At 71.4% G+C, this 25,040-nt stretch carries 23 protein-coding genes, 1 tRNA gene and 2 pseudogenes; 10 read left to right on the forward strand and 16 right to left on the reverse strand.

The genetic code is table 11. From position 1 onward, the window contains the following. Positions 1-25: 25 nt before the first annotated feature. The 3 genes from ACLJT4_RS18110 to ACLJT4_RS18120 form a co-directional block, all read right to left on the reverse strand. A complete protein-coding gene (locus ACLJT4_RS18110) occupies positions 26-214 on the reverse strand; it encodes a hypothetical protein (protein ID WP_411123307.1) in 189 nt (62 codons plus the stop codon). A 254-nt stretch (positions 215-468) separates the two neighbouring features. Continuing rightward, complete coding sequence (locus ACLJT4_RS18115) at positions 469-1,179, reverse strand: hypothetical protein (protein ID WP_411123308.1); 711 nt, start codon at positions 1,177-1,179, stop codon at positions 469-471. A 124-nt stretch (positions 1,180-1,303) separates the two neighbouring features. Further along, on the reverse strand, positions 1,304-1,834 hold the full coding sequence (locus tag ACLJT4_RS18120) for a DUF5994 family protein (RefSeq protein ID WP_411123309.1): 531 nt from the start codon (positions 1,832-1,834) through the stop codon (positions 1,304-1,306). 473 nt (positions 1,835-2,307) lie between these two features. On the opposite strand from ACLJT4_RS18120, the gene ACLJT4_RS18125 reads away from it, so the two are divergent. Beyond that, complete coding sequence (locus tag ACLJT4_RS18125; protein ID WP_411123310.1) at positions 2,308-2,745, forward strand: hypothetical protein; 438 nt, start codon at positions 2,308-2,310, stop codon at positions 2,743-2,745. 17 nt (positions 2,746-2,762) lie between these two features. On the opposite strand, the gene ACLJT4_RS18130 is transcribed toward ACLJT4_RS18125, so the two are convergent. After that, positions 2,763-4,964 (reverse strand): MMPL family transporter, encoded by a 2,202-nt coding sequence (locus ACLJT4_RS18130; protein ID WP_411123311.1) that lies wholly within the window; start codon positions 4,962-4,964, stop codon positions 2,763-2,765. A 618-nt stretch (positions 4,965-5,582) separates the two neighbouring features. Between ACLJT4_RS18130 and ACLJT4_RS18135 the strand changes: the two are divergent. Both ACLJT4_RS18135 and ACLJT4_RS18140 read left to right on the forward strand, forming a co-directional pair. Next, a pseudogene (locus ACLJT4_RS18135) lies at positions 5,583-6,425 on the forward strand (phage major capsid protein). Positions 6,426-6,821: 396 nt separating this feature from the next. Then, positions 6,822-6,893, forward strand: a tRNA-Asp gene (locus ACLJT4_RS18140). Between the two features lie 78 nt (positions 6,894-6,971). On the opposite strand, the gene ACLJT4_RS18145 is transcribed toward ACLJT4_RS18140, so the two are convergent. Further along, entirely contained in the window at positions 6,972-7,253 is a 282-nt protein-coding gene (locus ACLJT4_RS18145) for a peptidylprolyl isomerase (RefSeq protein ID WP_411123312.1), read from the reverse strand. Between the two features lie 177 nt (positions 7,254-7,430). Between ACLJT4_RS18145 and ACLJT4_RS18150 the strand changes: the two genes are divergently transcribed. Next, the gene (locus tag ACLJT4_RS18150; RefSeq protein ID WP_411123313.1) at positions 7,431-7,700 is read left to right on the forward strand and encodes an HNH endonuclease; all 270 of its coding nucleotides are present in this window, start codon (positions 7,431-7,433) and stop codon (positions 7,698-7,700) included. A 1,073-nt stretch (positions 7,701-8,773) separates the two neighbouring features. Here the strand turns inward: ACLJT4_RS18150 and ACLJT4_RS18155 are convergent. Next, a complete protein-coding gene (locus ACLJT4_RS18155) occupies positions 8,774-9,367 on the reverse strand; it encodes an XRE family transcriptional regulator (protein WP_411123420.1) in 594 nt (197 codons plus the stop codon). A 286-nt stretch (positions 9,368-9,653) separates the two neighbouring features. On the opposite strand from ACLJT4_RS18155, the gene ACLJT4_RS18160 reads away from it, so the two are divergent. The 3 genes from ACLJT4_RS18160 to ACLJT4_RS18170 all read left to right on the forward strand — a co-directional run bounded on the left by ACLJT4_RS18160 (position 9,654) and on the right by ACLJT4_RS18170 (position 10,789). Next, the gene (locus ACLJT4_RS18160) at positions 9,654-9,851 is read left to right on the forward strand and encodes a hypothetical protein (protein WP_411123314.1); all 198 of its coding nucleotides are present in this window, start codon (positions 9,654-9,656) and stop codon (positions 9,849-9,851) included. A gap of 243 nt (positions 9,852-10,094) precedes the next feature. After that, the gene (locus ACLJT4_RS18165) at positions 10,095-10,499 is read left to right on the forward strand and encodes a glycine-rich domain-containing protein (protein ID WP_411123315.1); all 405 of its coding nucleotides are present in this window, start codon (positions 10,095-10,097) and stop codon (positions 10,497-10,499) included. 32 nt (positions 10,500-10,531) lie between these two features. Then, positions 10,532-10,789 (forward strand): hypothetical protein, encoded by a 258-nt coding sequence (locus tag ACLJT4_RS18170; RefSeq protein ID WP_411123316.1) that lies wholly within the window; start codon positions 10,532-10,534, stop codon positions 10,787-10,789. A 102-nt stretch (positions 10,790-10,891) separates the two neighbouring features. Here the strand turns inward: ACLJT4_RS18170 and ACLJT4_RS18175 are convergent. Further along, positions 10,892-11,092: pseudogene (locus ACLJT4_RS18175) on the reverse strand (twin-arginine translocation signal domain-containing protein); the annotation flags it as partial. A gap of 146 nt (positions 11,093-11,238) precedes the next feature. Further along, positions 11,239-11,673, reverse strand: coding sequence for an ATP-binding protein (locus ACLJT4_RS18180; protein ID WP_411123317.1), 435 nt, complete (start codon positions 11,671-11,673; stop codon positions 11,239-11,241). Positions 11,674-11,785: 112 nt separating this feature from the next. Between ACLJT4_RS18180 and ACLJT4_RS18185 the strand changes: the two genes are divergently transcribed. From ACLJT4_RS18185 to ACLJT4_RS18195, 3 genes are read left to right on the forward strand one after another with little or no spacing between them, the layout of a single operon-like run. Next, positions 11,786-12,607 carry a helix-turn-helix domain-containing protein gene (locus ACLJT4_RS18185; RefSeq protein WP_411123318.1) on the forward strand — a complete coding sequence of 274 codons (822 nt, stop codon included), beginning with the start codon at positions 11,786-11,788 and terminating at the stop codon, positions 12,605-12,607. After that, entirely contained in the window at positions 12,604-12,801 is a 198-nt protein-coding gene (locus ACLJT4_RS18190) for a DUF397 domain-containing protein (protein ID WP_411123319.1), read from the forward strand. The genes ACLJT4_RS18185 and ACLJT4_RS18190 overlap by 4 nt, the downstream gene beginning before the upstream one ends. After that, a complete protein-coding gene (locus tag ACLJT4_RS18195; protein WP_411123320.1) occupies positions 12,798-13,802 on the forward strand; it encodes an aldo/keto reductase in 1,005 nt (334 codons plus the stop codon). Before ACLJT4_RS18190 ends, ACLJT4_RS18195 begins: the two co-directional genes overlap by 4 nt. 23 nt (positions 13,803-13,825) lie before the next feature. On the opposite strand, the gene ACLJT4_RS18200 is transcribed toward ACLJT4_RS18195, so the two are convergent. The 8 genes from ACLJT4_RS18200 to ACLJT4_RS18235 all read right to left on the reverse strand — a co-directional run bounded on the left by ACLJT4_RS18200 (position 13,826) and on the right by ACLJT4_RS18235 (position 24,941). Beyond that, entirely contained in the window at positions 13,826-14,752 is a 927-nt protein-coding gene (locus ACLJT4_RS18200; protein WP_411123321.1) for an LLM class F420-dependent oxidoreductase, read from the reverse strand. Positions 14,753-15,009: 257 nt separating this feature from the next. Next, a complete protein-coding gene (gene gatB, locus ACLJT4_RS18205; RefSeq protein ID WP_016573600.1) occupies positions 15,010-16,518 on the reverse strand; it encodes an Asp-tRNA(Asn)/Glu-tRNA(Gln) amidotransferase subunit GatB in 1,509 nt (502 codons plus the stop codon). A 31-nt stretch (positions 16,519-16,549) separates the two neighbouring features. Next, a complete protein-coding gene (locus ACLJT4_RS18210) occupies positions 16,550-16,792 on the reverse strand; it encodes a hypothetical protein (protein WP_411123322.1) in 243 nt (80 codons plus the stop codon). 34 nt (positions 16,793-16,826) lie between these two features. After that, on the reverse strand, positions 16,827-18,320 hold the full coding sequence (gatA, locus tag ACLJT4_RS18215) for an Asp-tRNA(Asn)/Glu-tRNA(Gln) amidotransferase subunit GatA (protein WP_016573598.1): 1,494 nt from the start codon (positions 18,318-18,320) through the stop codon (positions 16,827-16,829). A 5-nt stretch (positions 18,321-18,325) separates the two neighbouring features. Then, positions 18,326-18,622 carry an Asp-tRNA(Asn)/Glu-tRNA(Gln) amidotransferase subunit GatC gene (gene gatC, locus ACLJT4_RS18220; RefSeq protein WP_016573597.1) on the reverse strand — a complete coding sequence of 99 codons (297 nt, stop codon included), beginning with the start codon at positions 18,620-18,622 and terminating at the stop codon, positions 18,326-18,328. Positions 18,623-19,414: 792 nt separating this feature from the next. After that, positions 19,415-21,523 (reverse strand): putative bifunctional diguanylate cyclase/phosphodiesterase, encoded by a 2,109-nt coding sequence (locus tag ACLJT4_RS18225; RefSeq protein WP_411123323.1) that lies wholly within the window; start codon positions 21,521-21,523, stop codon positions 19,415-19,417. Positions 21,524-21,679: 156 nt separating this feature from the next. Continuing rightward, positions 21,680-23,896: an NAD-dependent DNA ligase LigA gene (ligA, locus tag ACLJT4_RS18230; RefSeq protein WP_411123324.1), complete on the reverse strand. Its 2,217-nt coding sequence runs from the start codon at positions 23,894-23,896 to the stop codon at positions 21,680-21,682. A 31-nt stretch (positions 23,897-23,927) separates the two neighbouring features. Next, the gene (locus ACLJT4_RS18235; protein WP_411123325.1) at positions 23,928-24,941 is read right to left on the reverse strand and encodes a methionine synthase; all 1,014 of its coding nucleotides are present in this window, start codon (positions 24,939-24,941) and stop codon (positions 23,928-23,930) included. Between the last annotated feature and the right edge of the window lie 99 nt (positions 24,942-25,040).

Genomic DNA, 25,040 nt, shown 5'->3' on the forward strand with positions numbered 1-25,040 from the left:
GCGGGTCCTGGCGGCGGCGGGCCGGTCAGGCGGCGGCGCGGCGCACGCGCCAGCGCCGGGCCCGGGAGGGTCTCACCCGCCCTTCGGGGTCGTCGCTCGCCAAGACGGCGGCGCCGCGCGCGCCTTGGGTGGCCTCGCGCACCAGACGGCGGCGGTCGGCCTCGCGGCGCAGTTCCTCGTAGCGGATCCGGATCTCCAGTTCGGAGGTGTACATGGTGGTTCCCCCTGGGTGAGGTGGTGGCGGTGCCCGGTCCGTTCGCCGGGCGCCGATGGCCTCCACTCTCGTTGCGCAGGGGGGTCCGCCACATCGGGCGGGTTCCCGATCTTCGGGCCGGTTCGGGGCCCGGGTTCCGGGGCGGTGGGCGGCCGGGAGCTTAGGAACGCGCGTCCCGGCCACCCGGCGCCTTAGAAACGCTCCGGAACGCGCGGGGGTCCTTAGGCGGTGCCCGCCGCGGTCCTCAGGAGGGCTCAGGCGCCGCCGCCGGCCCCCTTAGGAAGGCTGGGCATGCTGGCGAACAGGTCGAGGTACATGCCCGCCGAGATGACCAGCCCGAGCAGGCCGAGCACCAGTCCGCCCCAGGCGACGGCCCGCACCCACGCGGGGCGCCGTCCGGTCAGCACCACCGCGGCGACGAGCATGGCGAGCACCGCGAACACCCCGTTGACCAGGGCGGTGGTGTGCCAGGGGGCGCCGTAGACGGCGGCGATCTGGTCGGTGGCCTTGCCGGACTGGAGCTTGATCTGGCCCAGCAGGGTCTGCCGTTCGGCGAGCAGGGTGCTCAGCCAGGTGCCGGTGACGGAGGCCAGGCCGAGTCCGGCGGCGACCACGGCACCGGCGCCGGCGGCCGCACCGGTGGCGGGGGCTCCGGCGGGGTCGGCCGCGGTCTCGTCGGCGGTCTCGTCGCCGGCTTCCTCCTGGTCGTCCTCGGCGGCGCCGCTCCCGGCCTCCGCCGCGTCGGCCGCATCACCGGTCACGGATGCCCCGGTGGTCTCGGGTTCCCCGCCGGCCTCCGGCTTCTCCTCCGCCGCGGCTGTTGCCCCGGCCTGCGGGGTCTGCCCCGTGGTCTTCGTGGTCTTCGTGGTCTTCGTGGTCTCCGTGGCCTTTCCGGCCGCCGCGGTCCCCGTGTCCTCGGCGCCGGTCGTCTCGTCGTCGGTTCGCTTGTCGGTCGTCGTTCCCATGGGCGCGACCGTAGGGGCCGCGTCTGAGAGTCGTATGAGAGCCGCTGCGCGCGAGGGGTGCCGAGCGGGGAATGGCTCAATAACAGGGGCGGCGGGCGCCGGTCCCTGGCCTGACCGCCGGCCGTCAGGCCATCTGGCCGTGGTCCCGGTCGGTGCGCGGGCCCTGCACGGGGCGCTGGCGGGCCGCTCCGGTGGTGGTGTCGATCAGGATCTGCTGGGCCTCGGTGACGTTGTCCGCCCGGACGGCCCGGCCCATCGCGGCGCGGGCCGCGTCCGGCGGGGTCTCCGGCGGGACCACCAGCAGGGAGAAGTGGTCGCGGTCGCCGCGGGTGATGAGCGCGGTGTCGTCGCCGATCGGGAACGAGTCGATGTGGACGATCCGGTCATCGATGGTGAGCCGGGTCGGCAGATCCTCCCAGGCGCTCGCGTCCAGACCGACGCGCAACACGGGTCCCAGGTGCCGGGTCAGTGCGGTGATCAGGCCGGGCAACTCGGCGCCGATGTCGCGGGAGCGCGGCCACCACGCACCGTCGAGGATCCCTTCGCGGGACCGGGTGGTCGCCAGCCTCAGCAGGGCCGTACCGGGTTCGACAGTCTGATCGAGCGCATCCGGTAGGAGTTTCGGCGTGTCCGGGGTGTCCGTGTTGCCGGTCATGGTGGTCCGCCCGCCTGCGGTACAGGTACATGTGCCGCCGTTCGCCCGTGCCCCGCCGGCGGGGTTGCCGACGTCGGGAAGTCTCGGTGGCTTCACCGTACTCCGCGGGCACGTCCCGGTAAGGGGCGCTGCCCAGACAGGCAGCCGGCACGCCGTGCCGGAGTACGGTGGAAAAACCGGAGGCACGTCGTACACCGGCTCCGCAGCGGGTGTCGTTTCCGGCGAGCGACGACACCGGGGCCGTGGCGGGGAGCGGGCCTGGGGACGGGTTCGCGCCATGACTCTGATCACTGACCGTGCGGCACCACCGGGGAGCGTGTCCGCACGCTCGGCGTCCCGTGCGTCCCGTGCGTCCCGCGGGACGCGGCGCGAGCCGACGTGGGAGCCGGAGGGCCGTGCGGCGGCGGCTGCGCCGCGAGCGTGCACGCACAGCCGGTCCCGGATCCCGCACACCGCCCGAAGGACGTGAGGACATGACGAACACCGTCACGGTGACCGCGATCATCGTCATGATCATCGCTGCCGGCTTCCTGATCCAACTGCTCGGCGTCGGGCCGAGCGCCCGGAGCGCGACGTTCCACCGCGGCAGGGTGCTGACGCCCCCGGCCGACGCCGCCGGCTCACCGCCCCCCGACCACGAGGCCGCCACGAAGTCCGCCGAGCCCCTGCCCCGGAGCAGCCAGGCCGAGGTCCGCATCGTCGCCGCGACACCGGAGGCCGCGCGCCGGGTCGCCGACAACCTGCGCCGCAACTACGCGACCACCGAACAGCGCAGCTACCCGGCGGGCAACGATGGCGGAACCCGCCTCCACCTCACTGTGGACACCGCCCGTGCGGCCCGGCCCGCCCGGTCCTGGCTGGCGTCGGGGCGGTCGGCGGGGAAAAACCCACCGCACGCGGACGAACTCTGAGGGGGACGGGCCCGCCCCTAGACCTCCTGGGGTGCCCGCGCGTCGCTCCGCCCGACCGTCCGTTCCGCGGTGGGCTCCGCCGGCGGCTCGATGCTCAGCCGCGGGAGTCGGCGGTCCAGCCAGGCCGGCAGCCACCAGTTGGCGCCGCCCAGCAGGTGCATCAGGGCCGGGACCAGCAGCGTGCGCAGGACGAAGGCGTCCAGGGCGACGGCGGCGGCGAGGCCGATGCCGAACATGGCGATGATCCGGTCGCCGCTGAGGACGAAGGCCCCGAACACCGCGATCATGATCACCGCGGCGGAGTTGATCACCCGGCTGGTCTCGGCGAGGCCGACCCGCACCGACCGCCGGTTGTCCCCGGTGCGCCGCCACTCCTCGTACATCCGGCTGACCAGGAAGACCTGGTAGTCCATGGAGAGCCCGAAGAGCACCGAGACCATGATGACCGGGAGGAACGGCTCGATGGGGCCGGCGCTGCCCAGGCCCAGCGCCTCGGTTCCCCATCCCCATTGGAAGACCGCGACGACGATGCCGAACGACGCGGCGACCGCGGCGAGGTTCATCAGCGCGGCCTTGAGGGGGATGCCGATGCTGCGGAAGGCGAGCAGCAGCAGGACCGAGCCGAGGCCGATGACGGCGCCCATGAAGAGCGGCAGCTTGCCGACGATGACGGCGGCGAAGTCGTCGTAGCCGGCGGTGACGCCGCCGACCCGCACCTTCAGCGTGGTGCCGTCCGCCGCGGCCGGCAGCACTGTGGTGCGCAGCCGGTCGACCAGGTCGGAGGTCCGCTCGGACTGCGGTGCGCTGTCCGGCACGACGGTGATCACGCCGGTGGCGTGGCCGGCGCCGAACTCCGGACCGCTGACCCGGGCGACGCCGGGGGTGTCGCGGAGGGTGTGCGGGAGCTCGTCGAAGGCGAGCCGGTCGGTGGCGCCGTCGAGCGAACCGACCAGCGTCAGCGGCCCGTTGAAGCCGGGCCCGAAACCGTCCGCCAGCAGGTCGTACGCCTTGCGGGTGGTGGCGGTGGCCGGATCGTTGCCCTGGTCGGAGGTGCCCAGGCGGAGGCCGAGGGTGGGCAGCGCGAGGGTGAGCATGACGGCCGCCGCGACGGCGCCGAGCAGGCGGGGGTGGCGTTCGACGAAGCCGGCCCAGCGGACGGCCGGACCGGTGCCCGGGTCGGGTCGGGGTCCCTCGGCGGCCAGTCGGCGGCGCTCGCGGTGGCCCAGGGCACGGGTGCCGATCACGCCGAGCAGCGCGGGCAGCAGGGTGACGGCGGCGGCGACGGTGAGGACGACGGTGAGCGAGGCGGCCAGGGCGACGCCGTTGAGGAAGTCCAGCCGCAGGGTGAGCATGCCGAGCAGCGCGATGCAGACGGTGGCTCCGGCGAAGACCACCGCCCGCCCGGACACCGCCAGCGCGCGCTCGGCGGACTCCTGGACACCGAGTCCGGCACGCAGCCCCTTGCGGTGACGGGTGACGATGAACAGCGCGTAGTCGATGCCCACGCCGAGGCCGATCAGCATGCCCAGCATCGGGGCGAAGTCCGCCACCGTCATCACGTGGCCGAGCAGGCTGATGCCGGAGGCGGCGGTGCCGACGGCGGCCAGCGCGGTGACGAGCGGCAGCAGGGTCGCGGCGAGCGACCCGAAGGCGAGGAAGAGCACCACGGCCGCCACGGCCAGGCCGATGAGTTCCGGCAGCCGCTCGTGCGGGGTCTGGGTGAGGGCGGCGCCGCTGCCGCCCGACTCCACCTGGAGGCCCTGGCCGGCCGCCGCCCGGGCGGTGCTGACGACCGCACGGGCCTGCGCCGCGGGCAGGTCGTCGGGCGAACTGCGGAAGGTCACCGTGGCGTAGGCGGTGCGCCCGTCGTGGCTGATCTGCCCGGCGCCGCCCGGCCCGTAGGGGCCCTGGACGTCGGCGACGCCCGGCAGCCGGGCGACCTTGGCGAGCGTCCGCGTCATGGTCGTGCGGACCGCGGTGGCGCGGACGGTGCCGTCCGGGGTGTGCCAGACGACGGTGTCGGCGTCGCCGGCGCGGTCCGGGAACGCCTTCGCCAGGAGGGCACCGGCCTGCCCGGATTCGGTGCCGGGGACCGCGTAGTCGGTGGAGTACGCGCTCCCGGCGACGCCCGCGGCGACGGCCGTCCCGGTGAGGGCGGCGAGCCAGAGCAGGATCACCAGGAGGCGGCGCCTGAGGCACCAGCGAGCCAGAGCGGTCACGGGCTGCTTCCGGGTCGTGCGCCGATATCTCCCGGGAGCGGGTGGTGCCGAACGCGGACGGACGGGGTCGGGGAAGGGGGACGGCGCGGGACCGCGGCGGTCGTCGCCGGCGCCCGGGCCCCGCTTCCGAGTGCAGAGTGTCAGCCGGAAGAGATCCTTTGTCCTCTTTGTGGACTTCCCCACAGAGACGGCGCCGGAGGCAACCTCGCCTGCTTATGGGCCGGTTACTACCGTCAAATACCGTGCCAAATACCCCTTACCGGGCAGAGTGCGGCGCGCCTCCAAGGGCGGGGCCGGCCGCGCGTACGGGAGCTGGAGGCGGAGCGGGACCAACTGGCAGCAGAGAAGGCCGAGCGGTTCCGCTCGGAGACCCTGACAGCTGCCGTGCGCCGCTTTCACTACATCTCGGAGGAGATCGTCCAATCCCTCCCCGAAGACCTCCCTGCGGACCGTGTGGAGGCCGTGGCCGCTGCCATCAACCAAGCCATGCACACGGCCCTGAACCCACCGGGAATGGGACGCGGTGGACTCACCCCGGCCCAGGAGCGCCGGGCCACCTGGGACGGCTTGTTCCGCTCCGCCCTCTGATCTCGCCAACTCCGACGCAAAGGAACCTTTTTGTCACTCTTCACCACCACCGCCGGTGTCTCCGGCATCACCCCCGATGACTACGGCCCGCTGATCGTCCAACCCGTGGAACGGCAGAGCGTCGCGCTCCAAGTGGCCAGCACCCTCAAGACCAACAGCACGAAGGTGCACATCCCGATGGTCCACACCGACGCGGGCGCCTCATTCGTGCTGGAAGGCGATGAAATCGCTCCCACGGACGCCACCATGGGAGAGCTGGAAGTCAGGCCCGCCACGTGCGCCGGCCTGTCCATCGTCTCCTCCGAACTGGCGGAGGACAGCGACCCGGACGCCCAGAAGCTCCTAGGCGACGGCCTGGCCCGGTCGATCGCCCGCGTCCTGGACCACTCGTTCTTCAACAGCCTGCCCGCCCGCGCTCCGAAAGGACTGGAGAACGTCGACGGCGTGGGCACCGTGGACGCCGGGGCCACGTTCTCCAACCTGGATGCGTTCCAGGAAGCCATCAACCGCGCGGAAGACGTGGGCGCCACCATCACGGCGTTCGCCGCGAACCCTGCGGACGCCCTGACACTGGCCAAGCTCAAGCAGGCCAAGGACAGCAACGTCCCACTGCTGGGCAGCGACCCGACCACCCCGACCAGGCGAACCGTCCTCGGCGTCCCGCTGTACGTCTCCAACACCGTGACTCCCGGAACCGTATGAGGCATCCCGCGTGACCGCGTCACGGTCGTCATGCGCCGGAACGTGACCCTGGACGTGTCCAAGCACGCCCGGTTCACCAGCGACCAGGTCGCCATCAAGGCCACCATGCGAGTGGCGCATGCGTTCCCGCAGCCGGCAGCTATTCAGCACATCAGCCTCAGCAAGGCTTGATCAACTGACTACAAGTGCGACGTGTTCACGTCCACAACATTAGCGAGGGAGGGGTCGGAGCCACCACGGATTCGACCCCCTTCCCTCTTTGCGGTTGCGCACTGACAGTGCGTCGCCAGGCCAGAGGTCTAGGGGTCAAAAAAGCTGCCCTTTGCTCCTTCTTTCTTATGACTCACACGAAAAAGAAGGAGTAAAGGGCAGCTTTTTTGACCCTCAAGGAAAGCGAGGCCGACCCGTTGGCGAACAAGGCTGTCACGACCCCCAGCTAATGCATGCGAAGGCCGGCCCGTGCCCCGGACTCCAGCGTTCGACGTGGAGGCGTGAGCACTCCGCCTGCCCCGGCTCCTCCCGCGCGCCCCGGTGTCTTCCGGGATGCCGCGCGGGAGTTGAGCCCCTGGCCACGTAGCTCAGTGGGAGAGTGCCCGATCGTCGGTCGGGTGGTCGCCGGTTCGATTCCGGTCGGGGTCGCTTGTGGGGCTGTCGGATTCCGGTCCTTGCGTGGGTAAACCGGGCCGCGCCACAGGGACGCAGCCCCGGAACGCCACGTCAGTCCTGACGGCTGGTTACCTCAATAAGGTGGTAGCCGAACTGCGTCTGCACAGGCCCCTGAACAGTTCCGGTCGGTGCGGAAAAGACGACTGCGTCAAATTCCTTGACCATCTGCCCGGGACCGAAAGATCCGAGGTCACCACCCTGACGACCTGAAGGGCAGGTGGAGTTGACCTTGGCTACCTCTGCGAAATCTGCTCCCGCCTCGATCTGCGCCTTCAGCTCGTTCGCTTTGTCTTCGCTGGGGACCAAAATGTGACGTGCGGTCGCCTTGGCCATTTGTTAAACCCTTTCGAGTATGCATCCATGCTGCAACGGGATAGGCCCCGATGGACCTCCGCGGGCAGCTCTCGTAAGCCAGGATTGCACCATCTCACAAGCGGTCGGACCGGTGCCCGTCACGACGCGATACGGGCCGCTGCCCCCGCTTCCGGGATGTTGGGGAAGGAGTTCGTCATGTCCTGGCATGGCAGCAGCCGACGCTCCCGCCTCCCCGCGGACTGGCCGGTCCGGCGCCTGTCCGTCCTGAAACGGGACGGCTTCCAGCGCCGGGCCATCCTGCGGGACACGGGGGCGCGGTGTACGGCACCGGCGACCGACGTGGACCACATCGTCCCCGGCGACGACCACGACCCGGCGAACCTTCAAGCGTTGCGCCGCTGGCATCACGCGGGGAAGTCGTCCCCGGAGGGTGCGGCGGCTCGGCGGAGGTGGGTGTCCAGGTGACGGCCGGTCGGGCGGTATCCGGGTGAGCTGGGCTGAGGTATCCGCGGCGTCTTCGTCGCGTTCTGCTTCCAGAGTGAGAACTACAGGGAGTGCTGGCGGCCCGACCTGGGGGATACCCCTTCCGGTCCGGCAGGGAGACCGAAGCGTGATAGCGGCTCGGCTTCTGTACGGATTCCAAGGTCGCCACGGACGCGGTGCAACCGCGCGCCCTGTGCCAGTAGGCGCGGCTTCCCGTCGACATGAGGGACGGTGGTAGCGACAGTTGGGGTCAGCCCACCCTGCTTCATCAGCGGGTCCACCAAGCGACTCCGCTACCTGTTGCCGTGGCCACCAGTGTGAGCAGCCATGCCGGAATGCGTTGGATCGTCAAGTGGAGCCCACCCAGGCGAAGTTCGAATTGTGGGCTCGTGTCTTGCTGGTCTGCACGGCGAGTGGTCATGGGTCCCCCTTCGGGCGATGTACTGCAAATCTCACCCCGGGCCACCGGTGGCAAGCCATCTGGCACACCCTGGCGAAACATGGCGAATCGTCGCGAGGTAGGCGCTGACCAGGGCATACGCTCTCAGGAAAATTTGACGTCTATGCCTTGCAAGCCTCGGATCATTGCCGCATTAGCCAGCTTCATCACGTTTCTTTCGTACGGAAGTGATCTCCTCATGCACAGCGGGCCGCTGCCTCTTGCGCTGTCCCGGTATGCCGAGCTGACCACAGACGAGCGCTCAGTTTCTGGATTCGCGCTGATGGAGGTGACACCTTGCCGGGCCCTGTCCCGAAGCGAAGCGATCAGCGCGGGAGGCGCAACGAACCGGAGGGTCCGACCCTGGTGAAGGCGGAGGCCGGTAAGTCCCCGACGATTCCCGGGGCGTCCGGCGGCTGGCACCCCATTGCGAAGCGGTGGTTCCTCACCACGGAGGGCGCCCGACGGCGGGCCCGGGTGGAGCTGGAGCGGGAGCCGGCCGGAGAGGACGCGGCGGAGGCGGCCCGCGTGACGCTCATGGAGACGTACCAGCGGACAGCGGGCGGTCGATGTCGCGACCGGCTACACGCCTTGGATGCCTGGCTGGCAGTGTTGCTCACGCGCGGGTCTCAGGTACCCGCGCCGACGCCCGTTCCCAGAGTTCGTCGCCGTGCTCTGCAAAGCGGTCGAACATGCCACCGTCTCCGTGGCGGCGCAGGTGGAGCAGAGGGGAGTCGTGTCCCACCAGGCGCGCGAGGTGAGGCGTGACCAAGGCGGCGTCGTCAAAGCGGAACACCGACAGGCCGACGTGGTTGACGGCGTCCAGTGGGGCGGAGATGCGAGTTTCGAGCCCTTCCACGTGCCCGAGGCGGTCCAGGTGCTCCAGTGTGATCCGGATGCGCGTGGAGACGGACAGCGCGACGTCTTCGATCTCCTCACGTTGGCGGGTCACCTCGCCGTCCGGATCTCCGACCAGGAAGCGCACGCGGCAACCGGATTCGGCCTTGCGTCGGATCGTGTCCGCGAAGTGGGGCACCTGGGTCCAGAAGAAGTAGTTCGTGTAGCCGGCGAGGAAGATCTCGGTGCTCGCGGACTCCACCAGTTCGGTCCAGATCGTTGACGGGCACGCGGACCGGTAGGGGTAACTGTGGACCAGTTCACGGTCACTGCCGGTCTTCATGCGGTCCTGTACGGCCTTTGGCCACAACATCTCTTCGTCCACTCCCAGCGCCCGGCAGGCGTCCGCTCGACTCCTTGTGTGTGGTCTCAGTTCAGCGTCGCCCAGCCATCGTTCCACCCGCTTCACGGATACCCCCACCCGGTAGGCAAGCTGACGCGGTGACAGGCCCGCGTCATCCATGGCTGACTGAAGAGCAGCGTTCAAGTCAATCCCCCTGCCTCGACCTTTTGGGCTTTCTCCGATCCGTAGCGCCCAACGTCCCAACTGCCCGCTGCGCGGGCCCAATACGTCCCCCAGGGTGAGACACGATCCCGTCATGACCGAACCGACGCGCTACCGCGTGGAAGCCGTTGAGCCGCCGCTTCCCTTGGGCCGTGAGCCCGCTCCGATGAAGGGCTGCGCGGGATGCGCCGAACTGGCCGAGGTCCGCGACCGTGCGCGGGCCGGAGGCGACATGACGACGGTGACCGACTGCAACGTCCTCATCCGCAAGCACCCCGAGGGGCACAAGTGATCACCCAAGCGGACATCGGCCGACGTGTGGGGGACACATCGGGCAGAGTCGGCGTACTGCGCGACGTGATCACCGACTACGTGGACCCGGCCGACCCGCCGCAGAGGCGCCGTAAGCGCCCCACCGCTTTCCTGCGCCCCGAGGGTGGCGGCGTCGAATGGCTGGTCTCCCCGGGCGCCGTGACGCGGCACCCCTGCCGCCTTCGGGGGTGTCGTCGCAACGGTGCGCGACAACAACCCCGGCATGGACGAGGCTACGGCGGTCCGGATCAGCACGGAAGCACTGAAGTTCGTCCACACGGCCGCCAGGTTCCCCACCATGAGGATCACACCGTCGAACGTGGTGGACGAGGGCTGGCACGCCCTGATCCTGCACACCGGGCCGTACGCCAAGCTGTGCAACGGCCTGGGGCGCTTCGTGCACCACTACCCGGAGCGACCCGACGCCCAACGCCACGATCCGCAGGCGCTCACACGCACGGTGGCCCTGATCGAGGAAGCCGGACATCAGGTGGACCACGAACTGTGGACCGGCCCGACCGAAGCCCTGGTGGCCGTCGCGGCCAACTGCTCCCACACGCCACAGCCGGGAGGCTGCGGACCGATCAACCCCGGCAACTGCGCCACGCACGGCGGGGATGGTGACTAGGCTCCCCGGACGCACGGCGGAAGGGTGAGCTCATGAACGCGGAAGAGGCCCGGCAGGTGGACGCCACACTCCGGCGGCTGGGCATCCTGGGAGTTGTTGGCCCGGAGGATCCGGAGCGCGCTGCGGGGAAGTGGCGGGTGTACGACAGTGCCGATCCCGCGACCCGACAGGACATCACCGCTGACGTCCTGGCCGCCTTCGTGGCGAAGTTCAGGGAGGCCAATCCGGAGCCGCCCGGGAAGCGACAGTCGGGTCCTGCGCGGGGCTTCATCATCCCGCCTGAAGACTGACGCCCTCACCAGCCCCGTCCCTGCGCTGCACCTTGGCGCTCGGGCGGGGCACTTCTGTGTGCCGGTCAGCCGCTCGGTCTATGCTTCCAGGAGGCTCCGACCGTCCAAGGAACGGTTCTCCTGCATCAGCACGACGACGTGCTTGATGTCGCGGAGCCCGCCCCCGCGGTGCCACGCGGGGCGGGCCGCGTCCTGCGCCAGCGCCTGCTGGAGCGACGGCGGCAGCAGCGACCCGGCCACCGCCGCGCCGGCCGCCGCCGCCCCAACTCCCAGTACCCGTCTACGAGATACCTCCGGTGCCACGCCCGACCTCCCAGTCGACAGTCAACGGCCTTCCAATGGTCTTCGGTCGGCCCATTGAGATGGTGCGACGGGGACGGTAATGGACCGCCGTGACATCCGACAGGTATCGGGGTGACATCTTTGGGAACAGCTCGCCGGCGCCCCCCTCACGGAAGGCCCCGGGCTCCCCCAGCCGACCGCCACTCGCACCACACGATCTTGCCCGGCACCCGCTCCTCGACGCCCCACGCGTCTGCCAGCGCCGACACCAACAGCAGCCCGCGCCCCCACTCCGCGTCCTCCGCGCCACCCCGCTCCGACACCCGCGGCTCCCCGTCCCCGCTGTCGTGCACTTCCACCCGCAATACTCCGTCCTCCGCCCCCAGCGCCAGCCACAACCGGTATCCGCGCCCCGGCGGGACCCCGTGCAGCACCGCGTTCGTGGCCAATTCGCTCACGCAGAGCACGACCTCGTCCGCCCCGCGCTCGCGGTCCCAGTCGGCGAGCGCGCTGCGCGCGAACTCCCTGGCCAGCGACACGGAACGGCGCTCCCGCCGAGAGAACGCCGTGCGGACCCGGACGGCCTGAATCTCCTCTTCCATGCCACCAATGTCACTGCCCGTGACTACGCTGGACCACAGCGTGAAGTCGTACAGATGCGATGTACGACTTCACGCCGCATCAGACGGTCACGACGGGGGGAAGGCAAGCCGCATGCACCAGGCGAACAAACCGAAGCGGATCACGTCATGGCACGTGATCGGCGCCCAGCTGAGCCACTTCCGCAAGGCCGCCAGGTTGACGCAACCGGCACTGGCCGAGGCCGTGGGCGTACACGAGGACACCATCGGCTCGATCGAACAGGGCCGCAGAGCCCTGAAGATCGACCTGGCCGAGGCGTTCGACGAAATCCTGGGCACGAAGGGGGCGTTGGCGGTCGCGGTGGAGAAAGTCCCCGGCAGGGAGCGCTTTCCGGCCTTCGTCCAGGACTTCGTCGAGTACGAGGCGGACGCGATCTCCCTGCTCTCGTACGAGAACCACGTCATGCCCGGCCTGCTCCAGACGCCGGACTACGCACAGGCCGTCTTCTCGTGCCTCTTTCCGCCCATCAGCGAAGCCGATGCCGCCGAACGACTCTCGGCCCGCCTCGACCGTCAGCGACTGCTGCAACGGACCCCGCCGCCGGTCCTGAACTTCATCCTGGAGGAGGTGGTCCTGCGTCGGCCGATCGGCGATGCGGAGGTGCTGCGGGAGCAGATCAGGCACCTGCGGCAGTGTGCGGAGTTGCCGTTCATCGGCCTCCAGGTCATGGCCACGTGCCGCAAGAAGCATGCGGGCTTGGCCGGCCCGATCGTCCTGCTCGAAACATCGGACCATGGCCAACTGGCTTATATCGAAGGTCAACGCGTCAGCTACCTCGTGGACGCCCCAGATGAGGTCAGTCTGCTCCAACAGAAATATGGGATGCTGCGATCGCAGGCACTCACACCAGAAGACAGCGTCAGCCTGCTCGACCAACTGGCGGGAGAGGCATGAGCGATCTGGCCTGGTTCAAGTCCAGCTACAGCAGCGACGAAGGCGGCAACTGCCTCGAAGTGGCCACCTGCCCCTCCCCCGGCGACCGCACCACCACCATCCACCTCCGCGACTCCAAGACCCCCGACGGGCCGGTGCTCACCCTCCCGGCCGGTGCCTGGGGCGCGTTCGTCGCGGACGTCGTGCGGTCGTGAGGCGGCGGCGGCTCGGCTCCCACGGACCGACGGTCTCCGCGCTCGGCCTGGGCTGCATGGGGATGTCGACGTCGTACGGCGTACCGGACGACGCCGAGTCCGTCCGCACCCTGGACCGCGCGGTCGAGCTCGGCGTGACGCTGCTCGACACCGCGGACGCGTACGGGCGGGGCGCCAACGAGGAGTTCCTCGGGCGGTGGCTGGGCAGCCGGTCGGCCGCCCTGCGGGACGGACTGGTCGTCGCGACCAAGTTCGGGTTGCGGCACGACGCGGCCACCGGGCGGGTGAACGAGGTCGACACCTCCGCCGCCTGGGTGCGCACGGCGTGCCACGCGTCGCTGCGCCGCCTCGGCACGGACCGGATCGACCTCTACTACATGCACCGGCGCGACCCGGCCGTCCCCATCGAGGAGACGGCCGGCGCCATGGCGGAGTTGGTCGCGGAGGGTTCCGTGCGCCATCTCGGGCTCAGCGAGGTGAGTCCGGAAACGCTGCGCCGGGCCCACTCCGTCCACCCCATCAGCGCCGTCCAGCTGGAGCACTCCCTCTTCACCCGCGATGTGTTGGAGGGCGAGATGCTGGCGACCTGCCGGGAGTTGGGCGTCGGCGTCGTCGCGTACGCACCGCTCGGGCGCGGGATGCTGACGGGCGCGCTGGCCTCCCGCGACGACCTCACCGCCGACGATGCCCGGCGCCGCTGGCCGCGGTTCGCGGACGAGAACATCGCGCGCAATCTGGCGCTGGTGCGGGCCATCCGCGCCACCGCCGACTCCCTCGGCTGCACCCCGGCGCAGGCCGTCCTCGCCTGGCTGCTCGCCCAGGGCGAGGACCTCGTGCCGATCCCCGGTACCAAGCGCCGGACGTACCTGGAGGAGAACGCCGCCGCGGCCGACCTCGTGCTCAACCCGGAGCAGGCGGACCGGCTCCGGGCGGCCGTGCCCGACGGCGCGGTGGCCGGGGAGCGCTACCCGCTCGCCGCCCTGGCCCGCCTCGGGCACTGACCGGGGCACCGGCCCGCGGCAGCTCAGTCGGCGAGCAACGCCGGTGCAAGTTCCCGGAGTTGGTCGATGCCCAGGCCGCGGTTGGCGGCGACCGGCTGAAGCGACACGTGGTCGGCGCCCGCGTCGTGGTGCTCCTGCACCCGCCGCCGGATCGCGTCCACGTCGCCCCAGGCCACGATCGCGTCGACCAGGCGGTCGCTGCCGCCGCCGGTGAAGTCGTCGTCGCCGAAGCCCAGCCGCCGCAGGCTGTTCACGTAGTTGGGCAGCGCAAGGTAGAAGCCGAGGTGGTGCTCGCGGATCAGGGCCCGGGCGGTCGCCGGGTCGGTCTCCAACAGGACGGCCTGCTCGGGTGCGAGCAGCGGGGTGTCGCCCAGGATCTCGCGGGCGCCGGCGGTGTGCTCGGGCGTGACGAAGTACGAGTGCACGCCCGCGGCCCGCTCCCCCGCCAGTTCCACCATCTTGGGGCCCAGCGCGGCGAGCACCCGGGCGGGCGGTGTGGCCACCGGGCCCTCGTACGTGGCCGCGTCCATCGCCGCCAGGTAGGAGCGCATCGCGGCGAGCGGCTTGGCGTAGGCGTGGCCGCGCCCGTTGACCTGCGGGGCGTGGCTGGCGCCCAGGCCCAGCAGGAACCGGCCGTCGTACGCCTCGGCGAGGGTGTGCGCGCCGGCGTTCATCGCGGTGGCGTCGCGGACCCAGATGTTGGCGATGCCGGTGGCGACGGTCAGTCGCTCGGTGGCGGCCAGCAGCAGCCCGGCGTGGGCGAACGCCTCCTTGGTGGCCTGCGCCTCACCGAACCACAGCGCGCCGTACCCCAGTTGCTCGACCTCGGCCGCGAACTCCCGTTCCGTCGCCGCCGACACCCGGCCGAGTCCGCCGTGCCAGACTCCGACCCGGCCGAGGCGTCCGGCGATCGCACGCGGGTCCTGAACCGGTGTGTCCTGCTGCGCCATTGCTCGTTCCTCCGCTGTCCGGCGGACGGTGCCCCCGGGGGCGTCCGCATCCGGTGATCCTTTTCCAGTGACAGCGTCCCCGGCGGCCGTGGCATTCCTCGCCGGCGGAGGAAGATCGGGAGTTCGTCCGGAGGGCGGGACCGGCGCGGGGCACGGGCCGCCCGGTCACGAGCCGCGGCGTCGTCCCGGGCCGCATAGGGCGCAGCGGCCGCCCCTCCGAAGAGGAACGGCCGCTGCGCGAGCAGGACGTGCCGGGATCAGCCCTCGACGCCGAGCTTCTCCAGGATCAGCTCCCGCACCCGGGCGGCGTCGGCCTGGCCGCGGGTGGCCTTCATGACCGCACCGACCAGGGCACCGGCGGCGGCGACCTTGCCGCCGCGGATCTTGTCGGCGATCGCGGCGTTGGCGGCGATCGCCTCGTCCACGGCGGTGCCGAGCGCGCCCTCGTCGGAGACGACCTTCAGGCCGCGCTTCTCGACGACCGCGTCCGGGTCGCCCTCGCCGGCCAGCACGCCCTCGATGGCCTGCCGGGCCAGCTTGTCGTTGAGCGAGCCCTCGGCGACCAGTGCGGCGACCCGGGCGACCTGCTCCGCGGTGATCGGCAGCGCGCCGAGCTCCACGCCGTCCTCGTTGGCGCGGCGGGCCAGCTCGCCCATCCACCACTTGCGGGCCGAGGCGGCGTCCGCGCCGGCGTCGGTGGTGGCGACGATCAGGTCGACCGCCCCGGCGTTGAGGATCGACTGCATGTCGAGCGCGGAGACGCCCCACTCCTCGCGCAGCCGGTTGCGGCGGACCCGCGGCAGCTCGGGCAGGGTGGCCCGCAGCTCCTCGACCCACTCGCGGGCCGGCGCCACCGGCACCAGGTCCGGCTCGGGGAAGTAGCGGTAGTCCTCCGCCTCCTCCTTGACCCGGCCGGAGGTGGTGGAGCCGTCGTCCTCGTGGAAGTGCCGGGTCTCCTGGATGATCGTGCCGCCGGAGGAGAGCACCGCGGCGTGCCGCTGGATCTCGTACCGGGCGGCCCGCTCCACGGAGCGCAGCGAGTTGACGTTCTTGGTCTCCGAGCGGGTGCCGAACTTCTCGGTGCCCAGGGGGCGCAGCGAGAGGTTCACGTCACAGCGCATCTGGCCCATCTCCATGCGGGCCTCGGAGACGCCCAGCGCCTTGATCAGCTCGCGGAGCTCGGCCACGTACGCCTTGGCGACCTCGGGCGCGCGCTCGCCGGCGCCCTCGATCGGCTTGGTGACGATCTCGATGAGCGGGATGCCGGCGCGGTTGTAGTCCAGCAGCGAGTGCTGCGCGCCGTGGATCCGGCCGGTCGCCCCACCGATGTGGGTGGACTTGCCGGTGTCCTCCTCCATGTGGGCGCGTTCGATCTGGACGCGGAAGACCTCGCCGTCCTCCAGCTGCACGTCGAGGTAGCCGTCGAAGGCGATCGGCTCGTCGTACTGGGAGGTCTGGAAGTTCTTCGGCATGTCCGGATAGAAGTAGTTCTTCCGGGCGAAGCGGCACCATTCGGCGATGGTGCAGTTCAGGGCCAGGCCGATCTTGATGGCGGACTCCACGCCGGTCGCGTTGACGACCGGGAGGGAGCCGGGCAGGCCCAGGCAGGTGGGGCAGGTCTGCGAGTTGGGCTCGGCGCCCAGGGTGGTTGCGCACCCGCAGAACATCTTGGTGTGGGTGCCGAGTTCGACGTGCACCTCCAACCCCATCACGGGGTCGTAGGTGGCCAGCGCGTCCTCGTACGGCACCAGGTCGGTGACAGTCACGGTGAAACTAACCTCTCAGGTCCGGCGCCGGTCAGCCCGCGAGGACGTCGTCGTCGTTGAGACGGCGCAGTTCGCGGACGAGCAGGGCGACACCGGTGACGATGGCGGCGGCGGAGACGACGGCGTCGACCAGTTGGAGCGTGTCGTGCTCCCCCTTGGCCTTCTTCGCCTGCTTGACGACGCTCACCGCGCCGAACAGCGTGGTGCCGATGGACAGGTAGGTGCCGGGCTTGGACTTCTTGAAGCTCTTGGCCTTGGCCAGCTTTCCACTCACAGCGTCTCCTCCAGCAGGTCGTTGACAGCTCCGCTCACAGCGCCGGCGCTTCCTCGATGAGCGGGTGGCCCCACTTCTCGGTGAGCGCGGACTCGACCGCGGCACCGACCTTGTAGAGCCGGTCGTCGGCCAGGGCCGGGGCGATGATCTGCAGCCCCACCGGCAGCCCGTCCTCGGGGGCCAGTCCGCAGGGCAGCGACATGGCGGCGTTGCCCGCCAGGTTGGCGGGGATGGTGCACACGTCGGCGAGGTACATCGCCATCGGGTCGTCGGTGCGCTCGCCGATCGGGAACGCGGTGGTCGGCGTGGTCGGCGAGATGATCACGTCGACCTGCTCGAAGGCCCGCTCGAAGTCGCGGGTGATCAGCGTGCGGACCTTCTGGGCACTGCCGTAGTACGCGTCGTAGTAGCCGGAGCTGAGCGCGTACGTGCCGAGCATGATGCGGCGCTTGACCTCGGGGCCGAAGCCGGCCTCGCGGGTCAGGGCGGTGACCTCCTCGGCGGACTTCGTGCCGTCGTCGCCGACCCGCAGGCCGTAGCGCATGGCGTCGAAGCGGGCGAGGTTGGAGGAGCACTCGGAGGGCGCGATCAGGTAGTACGCGGCCAGCGCCAGGTCGAAGGACGGGCAGTCCAGCTCGACGATCTCGGCGCCCAGCTCGGTGAGCAGCGCGACCGACTCGTCGAAGCGCTGCAGGACACCGGCCTGGTAGCCCTCGCCGCGGAACTGCTTGACGACGCCGACCCGCATGCCGTCCACGCTGCCGTTGCGCGCCGCCTCGACGACCGCCGGGACCGGGGCGTCGATGGAGGTGGAGTCCAGCGGGTCGTGGCCGGCGATGGCCTCGTGCAGCAGCGCCGCGTCCAGCACCGTGCGGGCGCACGGGCCGCCCTGGTCCAGGGAGCTGGAGAAGGCCACCATGCCGTAGCGGGAGACCCCGCCGTAGGTGGGCTTGACGCCGACGGTGCCGGTGACGGCGGCGGGCTGGCGGATCGAGCCGCCGGTGTCCGTGCCGATGGCGAGCGGGGCCTGGAAGGAGGCCAGGGCGGCGGAGGAGCCGCCGCCGGAGCCGCCGGGGATCTTGGTGAGGTCCCAGGGGTTGCCGGTCGGCCCGTAGGCGCTGTTCTCCGTCGACGACCCCATGGCGAACTCGTCCATGTTGGTCTTGCCGAGGATGACGACGTCGGCGTCCTTGAGCTTCTTGGTCAGCGTGGCGTCGTACGGCGCCATCCACCCTTCGAGGATCTTCGAGCCGACGGTGGTCGGCATGTCCTGGGTGGTGAAGATGTCCTTCAGCGCCAGCGGGACGCCGGCCAGCGGGCCGAGCTTCTCGCCGCGGGCGCGCTTGTCGTCGATGGCGCGGGCCTGGGCCAGTGCGCCCTCCCGGTCCACGTGCAAGAAGGCGTGCACCTTCTCGTCGACGGCCTCGATGCGCGCCAGGTGGGCCTCGGTCACCTCGACGGCGGTGACCTCGCCGGCGGCGATCTTCGCCGCGATCTCGGCGGCGGTGAGCTTGATCAGGTCAGCCATGTCGGTCACTCCTCCCCCAGGATCTGCGGCACCTTGAAACGCTGCTGCTCCTGGGCCGGGGCGCCGGAGAGCGCCTGCTCGGGGGTGAGCGACGGACGAACCTCGTCCGGCCGCATCACGTTGGTCAGGGGCAGCGGGTGGGACGTCGGAGGGACGTCTTGGCCGGCGACTTCGGAGACGCGGGCGACCGCGCCGATGATGTCGTCGAGCTGTCCGGCGAAGTGGTCGAGCTCTTCGTCCTTCAGCTCCAGACGTGCCAGCCGGGCGAGGTGGGCGACCTCCTCGCGCGTGATGCCAGGCATGCAGCGATCCTCTGGTGTTTTCGGCGAAAATTCTGGGCGGAGTGTTCCGGAAGGAGATTTCTGGGCGAATTCTCCGGCGGAGTATTCCGGCCCAATCCTATGGCGTACGGGAACGCTGCCGCGAAACGCTTTCGCCCGACCGCCCCGCGGGGGCTCGGACGGCCGGACGGCGGCGCCCCGCGGGGCCGGACGACGGGGCCCGCCCGCGGCCCCGCGCGGCGCCTCCTCACCCGCCGCCAGGGCCCCCGTCCAGGCCGGCGGGACCGGGCTCGTCACCCGGCGGAACGGCGGTGTCCGCCGCCGGGACGCCCGGAGGCGGATCGTTTGTCCTCGCCCCGACCGCACCGGGTTCCTGCGGACGGGCCGGCGCTCGTGCCGGACCGCCCGGCGCGTCCGGCCCGGGACGGTCCGGTACCGCACCGTCCGAGTCCGCACCGTCCGAGTCCGCACCGTCCGAGTCCGCACCGTCCGAGTCCGCACCGTCCGGCTCGGGGACGTCCGGCACGGGGTCCGCCGCCCCGGGCACCGCCGGCGTGCCGGCCGGCGGCTCGCTCGGTGCCGCTTCGTCGGGTCGCGCTGCGCCGGTCGTGGCTCGGTCCGGTTCGGCTCGGTCGGGTTCGCGTGGGTCAGGTTCGCGTAGGTCGGATGCGCGGTGGTCGGATGCGCCGTGGTCGGGTTCGCGGTGATCGGGGGCGGGTCGGTCCGGTGCGGGCGGGTCCGGGACCGGCTGGTCCGGGGCGGGGGGCTGAGCGGCGGTGTCGGAGCGGGGAGTTGGGACGGCCGGAGGCCGGGTCAGTTGACGACCTGTCCCGAAGGGCGCTCGGCTGCCTTCTCCGCCGCGAGGGCGGTCATCTCCGACGCACGGCGCCACCCGTGCTCACCGCGGGCCCGTAGCCAGGCCGTGGTCTCGTCCGGTGGCATCGCGGCCGCCACCAGCCAGCCCTGGACGGCGTCGCAGCCGAGGTCGCGCAGCCGCTCCCAGGTCTCGTCGTCCTCGACGCCCTCCGCGACGACCAGGAGGCCCAACGAGTGGGCGAGATCGAGGGTGCAGCGGACGATCTCGGCGTCCTCGGTGTCGACGGCCAGCCGAGCCACGAAGGACCGGTCGATCTTCAGCTCGCTGACCGGGAGGCGCCGCAGGTGGACCAGTGAGCTGTAGCCGGTGCCGAAGTCGTCCAGGGACATCTTCACGCCGTGGGCGGTGAGCCCGGCCAGGGTGTCGGCGGCCCGCTGCGGGTCCTCCAACAGGACGTGTTCGGTTATCTCCAGTTGGAGGGCGCCCGGTGGGACCCGATGTCGGGCCAGTCGGGCGGCGACCGCACCGGCGAAGCCCGGCGAGTGCACGTCGCGCGGTGAGACGTTCACCGCGACCGGCACCTCCAGGCCCATCGCCCGCCAGCGCGCCACCTGGGCGAGCGCGGTCTCCAGGACGTACTCGGTCAGCCGGGGCATCAGGCCGGAGGACTCGGCGATGGCGATGAACTCGTCCGGTGGGACCCGGCCGCGGTCCGGATGGACCCACCGCACCAGCGCCTCCAGTCCGGAGACGTGGCCGTCGAAGCGGACCTTGGGCTGGTAGTGCAGCTCCACGTCGCCGGCGTCCAGGGCGCGCCGCAGGTCGCCCAGCAGGCCGAGCCGGTCGGGGGTGTTGCCGTCCCGCTTGGCCTCGTAGAGCTCGACGCCGCTGCGGTCCCGCTTGGCCTGGTACATCGCCACGTCCGCGCGGCGCAGCAGCCCTTCGGCGTCCAGCGCGTGCTCGGGGTAGACCGCGACCCCCGCGCTGGCTTCCAGCACGAGGGTCAGTCCGTCGAGGTCCAGCGGGGAACTGAGGGCCGCGACGAGGTTGCGGGCCACCCGCTGGGAACTGGTCAGGGAGTCGGTGGCGGGCAGGAGGACCGCGAACTCGTCGCCGCCCAGCCTCGCGGCCTCGGCGCCGCGCGGGAGCGCGTGCCGCAGCCGGTCGGCGATCTGCAGGAGCAGGCGGTCGCCGGCGAGGTGCCCGAGGGTGTCGTTGACGGAACGGAAGCGGTCGAGGTCGATGAGGACGAGGGCGGCCCGGGTACCGGCCCGCTCGGCCTCGTCCAGGGCCGTCCAGGTGCGCTCCAGCAGCCACTGACGGTTGGGCAGGCCGGTGAGCGGGTCGCGCAGTTGCTCCTCGGCCCTGGCCCGGGCTATCCAGAGCGTGGAGTCCAACGCGATCAGTGGGACCGCGAACAGCGGGAGCAGCAGCGGGGCGCCCACCGCACAGACCGCGATCAGCGGCGAGATGCCGAGCAGGGCGACGCCGACCAGGGCCTGGCGCACCACCGCCGTGCGGGCGATGGCCGGCAGGCCGCCGTCGAGCGGCAGCCGACTGCACCAGAGCAGCCCCCGGCTGACGAGGAGGTAGCCGCCCGCCGTCACGACGACCTCGGGCAGGACCGAGAGGTCCCACGCCTCGGGTGTCCAGGGCTGGCGGACGCCGGGGTGGACCCCGCAGACGGCCAGGCCGAGCGCCGCCGCACCGATGCCGAGGACGTCAACGGCCCCGTGGACCAGGGCCTGTCGCCAGCGCTGGCGTCGGGCGACGCCGACCAGGATCACGACGGAGAGGCTCACCAGGACGGCCGGCACCCAGCCGTAGAGGAGCAGTACGGCGAGGGCCAGGGCGGCTCCGGAGCCGGTGCCGCCCCACCACCGGTCCCGGCCGAGGGCGACCAGGTGGCCGACGAGGACGCCGGTCAGGACGGCCAGCGCCCAACCGACGGGCCCGGAGGGGAACAGCGGCTCGCCGCCGCCGAGGGTGTACAGCACTCCCGCGGCGAGCGTCACGCCCGCCGCCATGACGAGGGCCGCGGGCAACGCGGGCACCACGAGCCGGCGGAGCCGCGACGCCGGAGCGGCGCTGTCGGTCGGTTTCATTCCGATCCCTCTCACAGCCGGCTGTGCCCGCGCCACGGCAGGCGCACACGTCAACAGTAGGCCGCGGAAGGCTGTTGCGGGCAGCGATCCGCAGCGGTTGCCCGAATGCGACCCGGCCTCCCGGATCAATCTGGTATGCGCCGATGGGGTGACACCTCACTCCTCCTCAGGCGGAGTGACAGCTACCGCTCGTGCTGCCTCGGGACCCTGCTCCAGCAGCACAGCGAAGCCATCATCGTCCAACACGGGGACCTTCAACTGCATGGCTTTGTCGTACTTCGAACCGGGGTTGTCGCCCACCACTACGAATCCGGTCTTCTTGGAAACGGATCCGGTCACCTTCGCTCCGAGAGCCTGCAGCGCTTCTTTCGCGCCATCTCTCGTGTGTGACTGAAGTGTGCCCGTTACCACGACGGTGACGCCTTCCAATGGACGCGGGCCCGCGTCACCCGTCTGCTCCTCCTCCATCCGGACGCCCGCGGCCCGCCAGCGCTCGATGATCTCCTGGTGCCAGTCCACGGCGAACCACTGCTTGAGCGACGCCGCGATGGTGCCGCCGACACCGTCCACGGCGGCCAGTTCCTCCTCGCTCGCGTCCCGGATCCGGTCGATCGAGCGGAACTCCCGGGCCAGCGCCTGCGCCGCGACCGGGCCCACGTGACGGATCGACAGGCCGGTGAGGATCCGGGCCAGCGGGCGCTCCTTGGCGGCCTGGATGTTCTCCAACATGGCGAGGGTGTTCTTCTTCGGCTCGCCCTTCTGGTTGGCGAAGAAGGTGACGACCTTCTCCTCACCGGTCTTCGGATCGCGCTTGGGCAGACCGGTGTCCGGGTCCAGGACGTGGGACTTGATGGGCAGCAACTGCTCGATGGAGAGGTCGAAGAGGCCGCCCTCGTCCGTCAACGGCGGCTCGGCGGGCTCCAGGGGCTGGCTGAGCGCGGTGGCGGCGACGTAGCCGAAGTTCTCGATGTCGAGGCACTTGCGGCCGGCGAGGTAGAACAGCCGCTCGCGGATCTGGGCGGGGCAGGACCGGGCGTTGGGGCACCGCAGGTCGATGTCACCCTCCTTGGCGGGCTGGAGCGCCGATCCGCACTCGGGGCACTCGGCGGGCATCACGAACTCCCGCTCGGTGCCGTCCCGCAGGTCCACCACCGGGCCCAGGATCTCCGGGATGACGTCGCCGGCCTTGCGGATGACGACGGTGTCCCCGATGAGGACGCCCTTGGCCTTGACCACGTCCTGGTTGTGCAGGGTGGCGAACTCCACCTCGGACCCGGCGACGGTGATCGGTTCGACGACCGCGTACGGCGTGACCCGGCCGGTGCGGCCGACGCCGACGCGGACGTCCACCAGCTTGGTGTTGACCTCCTCCGGCGGGTACTTCCAGGCGATCGCCCAGCGCGGCGCCCGCGAGGTGGCGCCCAGCCGGCCCTGGAGCCGGATCTCGTCGAGCTTGACCACGACGCCGTCGATCTCGTGCTCGACGGCGGTGCGGCGGGTCTCGGGGTCGCCGTAGTGGGTGATGAACTCCCGCACCGCGGCGAGCGAGTCGACGACGCGGTTGTGCGAAGCGGTGGGCAGGCCCCATTCCTGGAGCAGGTCGTACGCCTCGGAGAGGCGGTCGATCTCCAGGCCGTCGCGGGCGCCGAGGCCGTGCACGACCATGTGCAGCGGGCGGGTGGCGGTGACCTTGGGGTCCTTCTGGCGCAACGAACCGGCCGCGGCGTTGCGGGGGTTGGCGAACGGGGGCTTGCCGTCGGCCACCAGGCGCTCGTTGAGCTCCAGGAACTTCTCCATCGGGAAGTAGACCTCCCCGCGGACCTCGACGAGTGCGGGGACCCGGTCGCCGGTGAGGCGGTGCGGGATCTCGGCGATGGTGCGGACGTTGGGCGTGATGTCCTCGCCGGTGCGGCCGTCGCCGCGGGTGGCGGCGCGGGTGAGCCGGCCGTGCTCGTAGGTGAGGTTGACCGCGAGGCCGTCGACCTTCAACTCGCACAGGAAGTGGTAGCCGGCGCCCTTCGGGTCGCCGCCCAGTTCGCCGGCGATCCGCTCGGCCCAGGCCGACAGCTCCTCGTCGTCGAAGGCGTTGTCCAGCGAGAGCATCCGCTCGCGGTGCGCGACCTCGGTGAACTCCGTGGCGTAGGAGCCGGCGACCTTCTGGGTCGGCGAGGCCGGCGTGCGCAGCCCGGGATGGGTCTCCTCCAGGGCCTCCAGGGCGCGCAGCAGCTTGTCGAACTCCGCGTCGCTGACGACCGGGGCGTCCTTCACGTAGTACCGGAAGCGGTGCTCCTCGATCTGCTCAGCGAGCTGCGCGTGCTCCTCCCGTGCCGCGGCGGGCACCTCGGATGCCGCTGCGTGCTGTTCGCCAGCCACCGTCTTGTCCTCCCGTGTCCTGTCAGGGCGGTCACTCAGGGTTGTCCGCGAGTGACCTCGCCGCCCGGACGCAGTGGGCGAGGACCTCTCGGGCGTAGGCGGGCGAGGCGCCCGCCAGACCGCACGACGGGGTGACCACCACGGACTCCGCGAGGAGCCCCGGTGCCAGCCCCAGCCTGCGCCACAGCGTCCGGACACCCATGACGCTACCGGCAGGGTCTGACAATCGACCGTCCACGCCCGGCACCACGCCCGCGAACAGTGCGGTCCCGCCCTCGACCGCCTCGCCGAGCGCCTCGTCCTCACGCTCGGTGAGCAGCGCGGCGTCGAACGAGACGCCGGTGGCGCCGGCCCGCCGCAGCAGCGCGAACGGCACCTCGGGGGCGCAGGAGTGGACCACGACCGGTGCGCCGTCCGCGACCCCGACGAGGTCGCGCAGCGCGCCCTCGACGACCGCGCGGTCCACGGCCCGGTGGGTGCGGTAACCGCTCGCGGTCCGCACCCGCCCCTGGAGCACCGCGGTCAGTGACGGCTCGTCGAGTTGCAGGACCACCTCGGCGCCCGGCACCCGGCGCCGGACCTCCGCGAGGTGGCCGCGCAGCCCCTCGGCGAGGGACTCCGTGAGGTCGCGGCAGGCCCCGGGGTCGCCGAGCGCCACCTCGCCGTTGCGCAGTTCGAGGGCGGCGGCCAGCGTCCAGGGACCGACCGCGGAGACCTTCAGCGGTCCGGTGTAGCCCTGGGTGAACTCCTCCAGGGCGTCGAGGTCCTCGCCGAGCCAGGAGCGCGAGCGCCGGGTGTCGCGGCCGGGCCGGTCGCTGATCCGCCAGCCGCTGGGCTCCACGTGTGCGTAGAGCTCGACGAGTAGGCCCAGGGTCCGCCCGATCATGTCGGCGCCGGGCCCCCGGGCGGGGAGTTCGGGCAGATGGGGGAAGTCCTCCAGCGATCCGGTGACGGTCTTCGCCGCTTCGCGCGCGTCGCCGCCCGGCATCGATCCGATGCCGGTCGCCGCGCCCGCGGCCCACTTGTGCCTGGTGTTCTCGCTCACCCAGGAAGGGTATGCGGCGGCGGGCCGGGCGGGCTGCCCCAGCCCCGTCCGGCCCGCACCCGGCCCGCACCCGGCCCGCACCCGGCCCGCACCCGGCCC

Origin of the sequence: Streptomyces sp. x-19 (assembly GCF_046549115.1) — a bacterium.
GTDB classification, from domain to species: domain Bacteria; phylum Actinomycetota; class Actinomycetes; order Streptomycetales; family Streptomycetaceae; genus Streptomyces; species Streptomyces albulus_C.

What these genes read in the sequence shown, in the direction of transcription:
- ACLJT4_RS18185 (WP_411123318.1), top strand. Translation starts at nt 11,786, where the DNA reads ATGCACCAGGCGAACAAACCGAAGCGGATCACGTCATGGCACGTGATC.
- ACLJT4_RS18200 (WP_411123321.1), bottom strand. Translation starts at nt 14,752, where the DNA reads ATGGCGCAGCAGGACACACCGGTTCAGGACCCGCGTGCGATCGCCGGA.
- ACLJT4_RS18180 (WP_411123317.1), bottom strand. Translation starts at nt 11,673, where the DNA reads ATGGAAGAGGAGATTCAGGCCGTCCGGGTCCGCACGGCGTTCTCTCGG.
- ACLJT4_RS18110 (WP_411123307.1), bottom strand. Translation starts at nt 214, where the DNA reads ATGTACACCTCCGAACTGGAGATCCGGATCCGCTACGAGGAACTGCGC.
- ACLJT4_RS18150 (WP_411123313.1), top strand. Translation starts at nt 7,431, where the DNA reads ATGTCCTGGCATGGCAGCAGCCGACGCTCCCGCCTCCCCGCGGACTGG.
- gatA (WP_016573598.1), bottom strand. Translation starts at nt 18,320, where the DNA reads ATGGCTGACCTGATCAAGCTCACCGCCGCCGAGATCGCGGCGAAGATC.
- ACLJT4_RS18225 (WP_411123323.1), bottom strand. Translation starts at nt 21,523, where the DNA reads ATGAAACCGACCGACAGCGCCGCTCCGGCGTCGCGGCTCCGCCGGCTC.
- ACLJT4_RS18145 (WP_411123312.1), bottom strand. Translation starts at nt 7,253, where the DNA reads ATGGCCAAGGCGACCGCACGTCACATTTTGGTCCCCAGCGAAGACAAA.
- ACLJT4_RS18115 (WP_411123308.1), bottom strand. Translation starts at nt 1,179, where the DNA reads ATGGGAACGACGACCGACAAGCGAACCGACGACGAGACGACCGGCGCC.
- ACLJT4_RS18120 (WP_411123309.1), bottom strand. Translation starts at nt 1,834, where the DNA reads ATGACCGGCAACACGGACACCCCGGACACGCCGAAACTCCTACCGGAT.
- ACLJT4_RS18155 (WP_411123420.1), bottom strand. Translation starts at nt 9,367, where the DNA reads ATGTTGTGGCCAAAGGCCGTACAGGACCGCATGAAGACCGGCAGTGAC.
- ACLJT4_RS18170 (WP_411123316.1), top strand. Translation starts at nt 10,532, where the DNA reads ATGAACGCGGAAGAGGCCCGGCAGGTGGACGCCACACTCCGGCGGCTG.
- ACLJT4_RS18160 (WP_411123314.1), top strand. Translation starts at nt 9,654, where the DNA reads ATGACCGAACCGACGCGCTACCGCGTGGAAGCCGTTGAGCCGCCGCTT.
- ACLJT4_RS18190 (WP_411123319.1), top strand. Translation starts at nt 12,604, where the DNA reads ATGAGCGATCTGGCCTGGTTCAAGTCCAGCTACAGCAGCGACGAAGGC.
- gatC (WP_016573597.1), bottom strand. Translation starts at nt 18,622, where the DNA reads ATGCCTGGCATCACGCGCGAGGAGGTCGCCCACCTCGCCCGGCTGGCA.
- ACLJT4_RS18165 (WP_411123315.1), top strand. Translation starts at nt 10,095, where the DNA reads ATGGACGAGGCTACGGCGGTCCGGATCAGCACGGAAGCACTGAAGTTC.
- ACLJT4_RS18125 (WP_411123310.1), top strand. Translation starts at nt 2,308, where the DNA reads ATGACGAACACCGTCACGGTGACCGCGATCATCGTCATGATCATCGCT.